At 61.1% G+C, this 10,816-nt stretch carries 9 protein-coding genes and 1 pseudogene; 7 read left to right on the top strand and 3 right to left on the bottom strand.

Annotation, left to right across the window (positions count from 1 at the left end; genetic code table 11):
* The first annotated feature begins 110 nt into the window (after positions 1-110).
* From dgcB to ACK59Z_RS18215, 4 genes are all read left to right on the top strand, one after another.
* A complete protein-coding gene (gene dgcB / locus ACK59Z_RS18200; protein ID WP_004575952.1) occupies positions 111-2,063 on the top strand; it encodes a dimethylglycine demethylation protein DgcB in 1,953 nt (650 codons plus the stop codon).
* Positions 2,063-3,295: an electron transfer flavoprotein subunit alpha/FixB family protein gene (locus ACK59Z_RS18205; protein ID WP_108191854.1), complete on the top strand. Its 1,233-nt coding sequence runs from the start codon at positions 2,063-2,065 to the stop codon at positions 3,293-3,295. The genes dgcB and ACK59Z_RS18205 overlap by 1 nt, the downstream gene beginning before the upstream one ends.
* Before the next feature lie 10 nt (positions 3,296-3,305).
* A complete protein-coding gene (locus ACK59Z_RS18210) occupies positions 3,306-4,076 on the top strand; it encodes an electron transfer flavoprotein subunit beta (protein ID WP_108191853.1) in 771 nt (256 codons plus the stop codon).
* Positions 4,077-4,720: 644 nt separating this feature from the next.
* Complete coding sequence (locus tag ACK59Z_RS18215; protein ID WP_108191852.1) at positions 4,721-5,587, top strand: RHS repeat-associated core domain-containing protein; 867 nt, start codon at positions 4,721-4,723, stop codon at positions 5,585-5,587.
* Between the two features lie 92 nt (positions 5,588-5,679).
* Here ACK59Z_RS18215 and gbcA read toward each other — a convergent pair whose 3' ends face one another.
* On the bottom strand, positions 5,680-6,972 hold the full coding sequence (gene gbcA / locus ACK59Z_RS18220) for a glycine-betaine demethylase subunit GbcA (protein ID WP_409293532.1): 1,293 nt from the start codon (positions 6,970-6,972) through the stop codon (positions 5,680-5,682).
* Positions 6,973-7,267: 295 nt separating this feature from the next.
* Here gbcA and gbcB point away from each other — a divergent pair, with 295 nt between their 5' ends.
* Positions 7,268-8,368 (top strand): glycine-betaine demethylase subunit GbcB, encoded by a 1,101-nt coding sequence (gene gbcB, locus ACK59Z_RS18225; RefSeq protein ID WP_003255691.1) that lies wholly within the window; start codon positions 7,268-7,270, stop codon positions 8,366-8,368.
* 108 nt (positions 8,369-8,476) lie between these two features.
* On the opposite strand, the gene ACK59Z_RS18230 is transcribed toward gbcB, so the two are convergent.
* Both ACK59Z_RS18230 and ACK59Z_RS18235 read right to left on the bottom strand, forming a co-directional pair.
* Positions 8,477-9,349, bottom strand: a complete 873-nt coding sequence (locus tag ACK59Z_RS18230) for a methyl-accepting chemotaxis protein (protein WP_404943662.1) — start codon at positions 9,347-9,349, stop codon at positions 8,477-8,479.
* Positions 9,332-10,102, bottom strand: a pseudogene (locus ACK59Z_RS18235) (MCP four helix bundle domain-containing protein); the annotation flags it as partial. The gene ACK59Z_RS18230 and the pseudogene ACK59Z_RS18235, both read right to left, overlap by 18 nt.
* A gap of 266 nt (positions 10,103-10,368) precedes the next feature.
* On the opposite strand from ACK59Z_RS18235, the gene ACK59Z_RS18240 reads away from it, so the two are divergent.
* Positions 10,369-10,599, top strand: coding sequence for a hypothetical protein (locus tag ACK59Z_RS18240; protein ID WP_003255686.1), 231 nt, complete (start codon positions 10,369-10,371; stop codon positions 10,597-10,599).
* Positions 10,596-10,816 (top strand): cell division protein ZapA (locus tag ACK59Z_RS18245; RefSeq protein WP_409293533.1); only part of this gene is annotated, 221 nt, incomplete at its 3' end. The genes ACK59Z_RS18240 and ACK59Z_RS18245, both read left to right, overlap by 4 nt.

A 10,816-nucleotide genomic window follows, 5' to 3' on the forward strand; every position in this document is an offset into this window, starting at 1 on the left:
TGACAACACTGTTGCCTGACCGAACGCATTCGCGGGTAAACCCGCTGCTACATGGGGCCAGTCTCGCCCTCTGGTCGGCGCAAGAATCCAGCTGTTTGTGGGAGCCTCCCATGTTGAACACCCTTCTACCCATCCTGCTGTTCGCTGCCCTTGGCCTGGCAGTGCTCGGTGCCTTGCGCCGGGTGCGCATGTGGCGCCGTGGCCGGCCGTCCAAGGTCAACCTGATCGGCGGCCTGCTGGCCATGCCGCGGCGCTACCTGGTGGACCTGCACCACGTGGTTGAGCGCGACAAATACATGTCCAAGACCCACGTGGCCACTGCGGGCGGCTTTGTGCTGTCTGCTGTGCTGGCCATTCTGGTGCATGGTTTTGGCCTGCAGAGCAAGATCCTCGGCTATGCACTGCTGGTAGCCACGGTGATCATGTTCACCGGTGCCATCTTTGTCTTCAAACGCCGCCTGAACCCGCCCTCTCGTCTGTCCAAGGGCCCGTGGATGCGCCTGCCGAAGAGTTTGCTGGCGTTCGCCGTGAGCTTCTTCATTGCCACCCTGCCGGTCGCCGGTATCCTGCCGGCCAACACGGGTGGTTGGGTGATGGTCGCCGTTCTGGGCCTGGGCGTGCTGTGGGGTGTTTCGGAGCTGTTCTTTGGCATGACCTGGGGCGGCCCGATGAAGCACGCCTTCGCCGGTGCCTTGCACCTGGCCTGGCACCGCCGTGCCGATCGCTTCGGCGGCGGCCGCTCCACCGGCCTCAAGCCGTTGGACCTGGAAGACCCGAACGCACCCCTTGGCGTGGAAAAGCCGGTGGACTTCACCTGGAACCAGCTGCTGGGCTTCGATGCCTGCGTGCAGTGCGGTAAATGTGAAGCCATGTGCCCGGCCTTTGCCGCTGGCCAGCCGCTGAACCCGAAAAAACTCATCCAGGACATGGTCATCGGCCTTGCCGGTGGCACTGACGCCCAATTCGCCGGTAGCCCATACCCTGGCAAACCAATCGGCGAACACGGTGGCAATCCACACCAGCCGATCGTCAATGGCCTGGTCGACGCCGAAACGCTGTGGTCCTGCACCACCTGCCGTGCCTGCGTCGAGGAGTGCCCGATGATGATCGAGCACGTCGATGCCATCGTCGACATGCGCCGCCACCTCACTCTGGAAAAGGGCGCTACCCCGAACAAGGGCGCCGAGGTGCTGGACAACCTGATCGCCACCGACAACCCCGGCGGCTTCGCCCCCGGCGGGCGCATGAACTGGGCTGCCGACCTTAACCTGCGGCTGCTGTCTGAAGTGAAAGCGACCGAAGTGTTGTTCTGGGTCGGTGATGGTGCCTTCGACATGCGTAACCAACGCACTTTGCGTTCGTTTGTCAAAGTATTGAAAGCCTCGGGTGTGGACTTCGCCGTACTCGGCCTGGAAGAGCGCGACAGCGGCGACGTGGCGCGTCGTCTAGGCGATGAGGCGACCTTCCAGCAACTGGCCAAGCGCAACATCCAGACCTTGGCCAAGTACAAGTTCCAGCGCATCGTCACCTGCGACCCGCACAGCTTCCATGTGCTGAAGAACGAATACGGCGCCCTGGGCGGTGACTACCAGGTGCAGCACCACAGCACCTACATCGCCGAACTGATCGCGGCCAAGAAGCTCAACCTGGGCCAACACAAGGGCGGCAGCGTCACCTACCACGATCCGTGCTACCTGGGCCGCTACAACGGCGAGTACGAAGCCCCGCGCGAAGTGCTCAAGGCGCTGGGTATTGAGGTGCGCGAGATGCAACGCTCGGGCTTCCGTTCCCGTTGCTGCGGTGGTGGTGGCGGTGCGCCGATCACTGACATCCCTGGCAAGCAGCGTATTCCCGATATGCGCATGGACGACATTCGTGAGACCGAGGCCGAGCTGGTAGCCGTGGGTTGCCCGCAGTGCACCGCCATGCTTGAAGGCGTGGTCGAGCCGCGCCCACAGATCAAGGACTTGGCCGAACTGGTGGCCGACGTGCTGATCGAGGAGGACGCATCCACTGTCCCAAAGCCGCAAACGGCTAAACGTGAACCTGCGGAGGTGCACTGATGAGCGACATTATCCGCCGCGACCCACGCGCCGAGTGGATCGCCCGTAACCGCCTGCACCCGCTGCATGCCGCGATGCAGACACAACAGACCAGCTGGATGGGGCCTAACGGCATCATCCGCAAGAACCCACATGCGATTGCCGCGGGCTTTGTCGGCCCGGCCGGCATCAAGCGTATCGACCGCAGCGGCGCCCAGCAGGGCACCGGCGCGGGCGGGCGGCGCACGGCAACAGTCGAGGTCAAGTTGCCACTGCACCAGGTGGCGGCGCCGGCGTTCTACATTGCCGTTGTGCCGGACATGGTTGGCGGCCGCCTGAGCAGCCACGACCGCGACCTGCTTGGCCTGGCCCACAGCCTGGCCGGCAGCGACGGGGCGGTGCTGGCCGTGGTGTTCAACGAGCACAAGGAAAGCAACTTTTCCACAGCCGGTGTCGACCGCCTGCTGGTTATCGAAGGCGAGGCCTTTGAAGGTTATGCACCGGAGCAACTGGTGCAGGGCCTGCGGGCTGTGGATAACCAGTTCGCGCCGCGCCACTGGCTGCTGCCCGACAGCCGCACCGGTGGCGGTGAACTGGGTCGGCGCCTGGGCGCCGCGCTGGGCGAGCGCCCGGCAACGCGGGTATGGCAGATCAAGGACGGCCAGTGCATTGGTCGCGCCGGTGCCGGCCAGCAAGACCTGCAACGCACCGTGCCGCGCCTGATCCTGGCGGCGGCCGAGTGCGCCGAACCGGTCAGCGAAACCCGTCACGAAGCGCTGCCGGTGGAGTTGTCCACAAGCGTGGCACGCAGCCTGCCGCGCATCGAAGACCTTGGCTCGGTGGCCGTCGACCCGGCCACCATTGCCATGGCCGAAGCGGAGTTCATCGTCTCGGGCGGCAACGGTGTCAAGGACTGGGACCTGTACCACAAAGCCACCGCAGCCCTCGGCGCTACCGAAGGTGCCTCGCGGGTGGCGGTGGACGACGGCTTCATGCCGCGCAATCGCCAGGTGGGGGCTACCGGCACCTGGGTTACCGCGCGTGTCTACGTGGCTGTGGGTATCTCGGGCGCGATCCAGCACCTGCAGGGTATCGGTGCCTGCGACAAGGTGGTGGCGATCAATATGGATCCAGGCTGCGACATGATCAAACGGGCTGACCTGTCGGTGATTGGCGACAGCTCGGCGATTCTCAAGGCGCTGATCGAGGCTGTGGACAACTTCCGCAGCGGCTGCCAGCGCGACGCGGCATAAGGGCACGAGCATGAGTACGAAAGTGATCAGCCTGGTTTCCATTGGTGCCCACCCCAGCTCTGGCCGCGCCCGCCGCGCCGAGCAGGATGCCCGTGCCGTGGAGTTGGGTTTGCAGCTGGCTGGGGATAACTTGCAGGTGGTGCATGCTGGCGATCCACAGGAAGAGGCGTTGCGCGCTTACCTGGGCATGGGCCTGGACCACCTGGACGTGCTGGAGCAACCGGCCGGTGCCGATGTGCTGGGCGTGCTGGGGGATTACCTGCGCGACGCCGGAGCACAGCTGGTGCTGACCGGCAGCCAGGCCGAGACGGGTGAAGGGTCGGGCATGTTGCCATTTCTGCTAGCCGAAAAGCTTGGCTGGCCGTTGATCGTGGGGTTGGCCGAGGTGGAGTCGATCGAGAACGGCACCGCCCAGGTATTGCAGGCCTTGCCGCGGGGCCAGCGGCGCCGGCTGAAAGTGCGCCTGCCGTTGTTAGCGACTGTGGATAACGCGGCGCCTAAGCCGCGCCAGAGCGCTTTTGGGCCTGCGCGCCGGGGTATACTGGCGGCGCGTGATGTGGCCATTGTCGAAGATGAGCTACTGGGTGACGCCGAGCTGCAACCGGCCCGCCCACGGCCCAAACGGTTGAAGGTAATCAAGGCCAAGAGCGGTGCTGACCGCATGAAAGCGGCGACGGCGAAGGCCAGCGGTGGCGGTGGCAAGGTGCTGAAGGATGTTTCGCCACAGGAAGGCGCCGAGGCCATCCTCAAGCTGCTGGTGGAAGAGGGCGTGCTGCGCTAAAGCCTTGCGCGGTTCCGTGTAGGAGCCGGCCTTGCCGGCGCCCCGGCAAGGCCACTCCTACTTTTAGGGCCTACCCGCAATCTACGGTTGCCCACCAAATCTGTTCGCCAAGGTGTGGATAAAGTGTTGGTGCATCGCTACAGGCCAAATATCCCGTGCCTTTAAAGGAGTTGATCAGAAAACGGTCAGGCTTTCTTCCGCCCATTGGGTATCCCCATCAACATCGTGCCGGATCTTGCCCACAATCGCTGTGAGCTGGTCTGTGGATAATCTGTTTGGTAGTGTCTGCAAACCACGCAGTTCAAGGCCTTGACAGGTTTGGTTAAAAAACAGTCAATCCAGGCGGAGATCCCCTTTATCCCTGAGAATCAGGGTGTTGATTCGCTTATCCACAACCTTCTCGCTGAATGCGCTTGTGTTGCCCACAAATTTTGTTGGTGTTTCTGTGGGTAAGATGTAAAGAAAACTTCACAGGTGCTCTATCGCGCGGAATTGATAGAAATGATCAAATTTCAGCCAAAATCCCGGCGGGATTTTGGCTTGAGAGCGATGACAGGCCAAGGGGTAACTGATAATTTTGCCAGTATCACGTGATTGAGTTGGATGGGTAGAGTGCTAGTGATTTCAAGTCATTAGGGCACATCATGACCGTCTCACATTTGCTTAAGGTCGACCGACAGCAATCAGTCTTGGGTGAGGGTAGCGATATCGTCCGTGCCTTTACCGTTTACGGTGGGTTCAATCCTGTCGATAGCCTATACACGGGTTTCTCCGGCGAGATTAGAGATCAACTGACTGGTTGCTATCACCTGGGCCAGGGCTATCGCACTTTTAACCCTGTACTCATGCGCTTTCACTCACCTGACGCAATAAGTCCTTTTGGTCTTGGAGGCATCAACGCCTATGCCTATAGTGATCCCGTTAATACCCGAGATCCTAGCGGGCATAATGCCTTGTTTATCTCGGCGTTCGCCCAGCGGGTAATGACAGCAGTGGTCGGCACAATTTCAATTGGGAAAGCACTCCTGAGCAAGCCTCCCACAACCTTGGTTGATCGCTTGATTTTGCGCATGACTGTAGTGGGTGGCGGGTTGAGTATCGCTGGGGCAGTGGGGCAGACTGCTGGTGCGGCTTCGTTTGCGTATGTGTCCAACGCAGGCCTCGGCTTGGCGGGGGGGGGAACTGTAGCGGGCTTTGCAAAAGCGCTTTATGACGAGCGCAGTAGCCTTGGTAGCAGGGTGCTTACCAACCTTCGCGCCGCTGTGGGGGTGAAGGCGAAACAACCTAGATCTCAAGATCTGGAAATCAATTCCCCGGTGCCACACGTGCCTTTAGCCAGTTTTCCCTTACCTTCAGCGCCCCCTGAAAGCCCGGGCTTTCGTCTTAGTGCCGTGGCGCTTCGCCCGGATGTTGCGGTAACAGTGCCTCGACCCTTTACATCACTCGAACTGCTGGAAAGTGACATGAGCTACATGAGTGATATGAACAAGCGAGCTCGACAGCCTGCTTGAGATGAGCATGACGTTAAGCTCATATATCAAATGTATACCGAGGCCGCATCGCACATCACGAACACTACCGTAATGTGCGACGCCCTCATGGGTTATTGAGCCTTTACCTCCTTCAGGTAGGGGGCAGGCTCTGCGCCCAAGTTGGCCAATACGCGGTCGCTGTACCAGTCAATGAAGTTCACCACACCAAACTCGTAAGTCTTCGAGTAAGGCCCTGGCTGGTAAGCGGTGGAGTTGATACCCCGCTGGTTTTCTTCGGCCAGGCGGCGATCCTGGTCGTTGGTGGCGTCCCACACCTTGCGCATGCGCTCAGGGTCGTAGTCCACACCTTCGACGGCATCCTTGTGCACCAGCCACTTGGTGGTGACCATGGTCTCCTGGGCACTGATCGGCCACACGGTGAACACGATCATGTGGTCGCCCATGCAGTGGTTCCACGAGTGCGGCAGGTGCAGGATGCGCATCGAGCCCAGGTCCGGGTTCTTGATGCGGCCCATCAGTTTCTGGCAAGCCTGCTTGCCGTCCATGGTCATCGATACCGTGCCTTTGAGCAGCGGCATGCGCACGATACGGTTACGCAGGCCGTGGCTCTTGTGCAGATACGGGATCTTTTCGGCTTCCCAGGCGGCGGCCGAAGCGGCCACGTGGTCCTTGAATTCCTGGCTGGCACGCGGGTCGTTGGTATCGTCCCATTCCAGCAGGGTTTGCAGCAGTTCCGGGTGCGAACCGGAGCAGTGGTAGCACTCGCGGTTGTTTTCCAGCACCAGTTTCCAGTTGGCCTTTTCCATCAAGGTGGTCTGCACCGCCACCTTGGTGTTCTCCATGTCGTACGGTTCCATGTAGTGCTCGAGCGTGGCCAGGAACTCGTCGATGGCGGGCGGGTTTTCCGCCAGGCTGATGAAGATGTAGCCGCCGGCCACCTTCACGTTCACGGGCTTGAGGCCGTACTGGTTCATATCGAAGTCAGCACCCATCTCGGTACCGGCAAACAGCAGGCGCCCGTCCAGTTCGTAGGTCCACTGGTGGTAGTGGCAGACCAGCTTGGCCACCTTGCCTTTGTCGCTGACGCACAGGCGTGAACCGCGGTGACGGCAGACGTTGTGGAAGGCGTGCACCTTACCTTCGGCACCACGGATAACGATGATCGGGTTCTTGCCGATCTGCAGGGTGATGTAGTTGCCTTTCGCCGGGATCTCGCAGGTCATGCCGGCGATCAGCCATTCTTTGTGGAAGATCTCCTGCATGTCGATCTGGAACAGACGCTCGTCGGTGTAGAAAGGCTGGGGCAGCGAGTAGGTTCGCTCGCGGGTCTGCAGCATCTCGGCGGTGGCCTTGCGTGCAGGTTCCAGTGGATCGCCCAGGCTCAGGGTTGCGGTGACGTCCATCGTGTATTCCTCGGGGCCGTATGCGGCCGGCAAAAGGTGGCTAATCGTTGTTGTGGTGCCGCAAGGCTGCTTGTCAGAAAACAGCATGTTGTTTTGCCGTGGAGTGTGCGTCCGAAGACGCCGCGAACCGTATCCATGGGCGACATGGCCGATTTGAATAACGACGCGCCAGCCCTTGTATCGCGGGGCTGGTCGCGATAAGCACGCCGATGTCGCTGGCAGGAATGTACGTCGCTCTCAGCTTGCGCATTATCCAAGCCATATAAAGCCCGATAGTCGGCCGCTGGAGATGAACATGTCCGATACCTTCCTCAATCCGGTCACTACCCAGACCTGGGCCAACGGCCGCCACATCGTGCGCTGCGTCAAGGTCATCCAGGAGACCTGGGACGTGCGCACCTTCTGCTTCATGGCCGACCAGCCGATCATGTTCTTCTTCAAGCCAGGGCAGTTCGTCACCCTGGAGCTGGAGATCGAAGGCAAGCCCGTGATGCGCTCCTACACCATCTCCAGTTCGCCGTCAGTGCCCTACAGCTTCTCGATCACCGTCAAGCGTGTGCCGGGTGGCCTGGTGTCGAACTTCCTGCACGACACCATGCACGAAGGCGCCGAGCTGCCGGTGCACGGCCCGGTGGGGCTGTTCAACGCGATCGACTTCCCTGCTGGCAAGGTGCTGTACCTGTCGGGCGGCGTCGGTATTACCCCAGTGATGTCGATGGCGCGCTGGTTCTACGACACCAATGCCAACGTCGACATGGTGTTCGTCCACAGCGCCCGTTCGCCGAAAGACATCATTTACCACCGCGAGCTGGAACAGATGGCGTCGCGCATCCCCAACTTCAGCCTGCACATCATTTGCGAAAAGCATGGCCTGGGCGAGCCGTGGGCGGGTTACCGCGGTTACCTGAACCAGCGGCTGATGGAACTGATTGCGCCCGACTACATGGAGCGCGTTGTGTTCTGCTGCGGCCCGACGCCGTACATGACGGCGGTCAAGCGCATGCTTGAAGCGGTCGGCTTCGACATGAAGAATTATCACGAGGAGTCGTTCGGCGCGACGCCGGCGGAAGCCAAAGCCGACGCCGTGGAGCACGCCGAGCAGGCGGCCGATGCACCTGAGCTGGACGTTTCCGACCTCAATCTGGTGGAGTTCATCGGCAGCGAGAAGAGCATCCGCATCGCCCCGGGCGAGACCGTGCATGCGGCCGCGGCCAAGGTCGGCCTGATGATCCCGAAAGCCTGTGGCATGGGCATTTGCGGGACGTGCAAAGTGCTCAAGCTGGGCGGCGAAGTAGAGATGGAGCACAACGGCGGCATCACCGAAGATGACGAGGCCGAGGGCTACATCCTGTCGTGCTGCAGTGTGCCGAAAGGGGATGTGCGGATCGATTACTGATCCAGTGGCCAGTCTGGATTCTTCGCGGGCACGCCCGCTCCCACAGGGCCATCGCTATCTTCAGGACTGCGGTGAACCTTGTGGGAGCGGGCGTGCCCGCGAATGCTTCTAGGTGCGGAACCGGGCTACCAGGCCATTGAGGTCTACCGCCAGACGCGACAGCTCGGCACTCGCCGCACTGGTCTGATGCGCCCCGGTAGCACTCTGCACCGACAGGTCATTGATGTTCACCAGGTTGCGGTCCACTTCCCGCGCCACCTGGGCCTGCTCTTCCGCCGCACTGGCAATCACCAGGTTGCGCTCGTTGATCTGCGCCACCGCGCCGGCGATGGTGTCCAGTGCCATGCCTGCGCCACGAGCGATGTTCAGTGTCGACTCCGCGCGCTCGGTGCTGGTGCGCATCGATTCTACCGCCTCTTCCGTACCGCCCTGGATGCTGCCGATCATGCGCTCGATTTCGCTGGTCGACTGTTGTGTACGATGGGCCAATGCCCGCACTTCATCGGCGACCACGGCAAAACCACGGCCCGCTTCACCGGCCCGCGCGGCTTCGATGGCTGCGTTGAGCGCCAGCAGGTTGGTCTGGTCGGCCAGGCCACGGATCACGTCCAACACCTTGCCAATGTCGCGCGACTGTTCTGCCAGGTGAGTAATCAGCTTGGCGGTGGCCTGCACATCACCGCTCATGCGCTCGATCGCACCCACGGTTTCCATCACCAGGTCACGACCATCGCCGGTGGAGCGGCTGGCTTCACTGGACGCTTCTGATGTGCTTACGGCATTGCGCGCCACTTCTTCCACTGCGCTGGTCATTTCGGTGACAGCAGTGGCGGCCTGTTCAATCTCATTGTTCTGCTGCTGCAGGCCACGGGCACTTTCGTCGGTGACGGCATTCAACTCTTCGGCCGCCGAGGCCAGCTGGGTAGCGGAGCCGGCGATCTGCTGCAAGGTATCGCGCAACTTGTCCTGCATGCGCGCCATGGCGCGCAACAGCCGGGCGGCTTCGTCGGTGCCCTCTGCGCGGATGACGTGGGTCAGGTCGCCGTCGGCGACTTGCTCGGCGCATTTGAGTGCTTCTTCGATCGGTTTGACGATACTGCGGGTCAGCAGGAAAGCACAGGCGAAGGTCAGTACGGTGGCGGCAACCAGCAGGCCGATCACCAGGGCGAAAGCGCCGGCATACTGGTTGGCGGCTTTTTCGTTGGTGGCGCGAGTCTGGTCAGTGTTGATGCGTACCAAGGTGTCCATGACCTTGTTGATCTGCTCGGAGTTGGCCAGCAGGTCGCGGTTGAGCAGGTCACGCAATTCGTCCAGGCGATCGGCCTGGCTCAGTGTGCGCATGCGCGACTCCAGCTGGCGGTACTGGTTGAGCAACTGACCGTACTGGTCGAATGCTGCCTGTTCGTCGGCGGCGACGATCATTGGCAGGTAGGCCTGGCGTGCGCGGTCGATCTGGCTGTTGCGCTGGTCCAGCAGATCGAGGGTATCGCGTTGGGTTGCCGGCTCGCGGTTGAGCAGCAGGCGGTAGGAAAGCGTGCGCATGCGCAGGTTCAGCGCGGTGAGTTCGTCGAGGATCTTGATGCTGGGCACGCTGACTTGCTCGATGGCAACGCCCGCCTGGCGGATGTTGCCCATTTGTACCAGGGAGAAGATACCAAGGCCGAGCATCAGCAGGCCGATGAGCGCGAAGCCGAGAAGCGCGCGCGGGGCGATATTCATGTTGCGTAGGGACATGGAGAGCAGGATCCAGGCAAGTGGGGAAAGAGCGACAAAACATGACTTGCCGGGCTATCGGTCGTGACTGGTTAGTCTTGAATGGGACCGGGGAAAATTGTGCAACCGCGAACCTTTTCCTGACCGGCGGTTGATCCAGGTCGGAACAAGGGGTCGATTACCCTGTCAATCTGCGGGTCAGACACCTTATGAATCCGATATTTAATGGCGATGGGCCGCACTTTTCTTTATCGTGTGCGCCCCTCGCAACAACCTGAGATAGACCCATGCTGGAAGCTTCCCTGAATCAAATCGAGCAACTGGTCAGCGACCTGATGCAGAAAAACGCTCAACTCATCGAGCAGAACACCGCCCTTGGCCAGGAACTGGCCCAGGCCAAGGAAGAGAACGAAACCCTGCAGCTGTCGCTGATGGAACAGGAAGAGAAGAACGGCGCTACCGCAGCACGCATCCAGGCCCTTGTCGAGCGCGCCAGCGCGGGCGTTGTTGGCGCATGAGACTGCAAGAGCAGCCGATCAATGTCGTGTCGATTCTCGGCATCGACTATTCGATCAAGGCGCCCGAAGGCCAGGAAGAAACCCTGGCCCAGGCGGTACGGATGCTCAACAAAGCCCTTAACGAGACCAAGCGTCAGTACCCGACCTTGATCGGTGACAAACTGCTGGTGCTGGCTGCCCTTAACCTGTGCTCCAAACAGGTTGAACTGCAGAAAGA

The sequence above is a fragment of the Pseudomonas sp. KCJK9058 genome (genome assembly GCF_046230975.1).
Lineage (GTDB): Bacteria > Pseudomonadota > Gammaproteobacteria > Pseudomonadales > Pseudomonadaceae > Aquipseudomonas > Aquipseudomonas alloputida.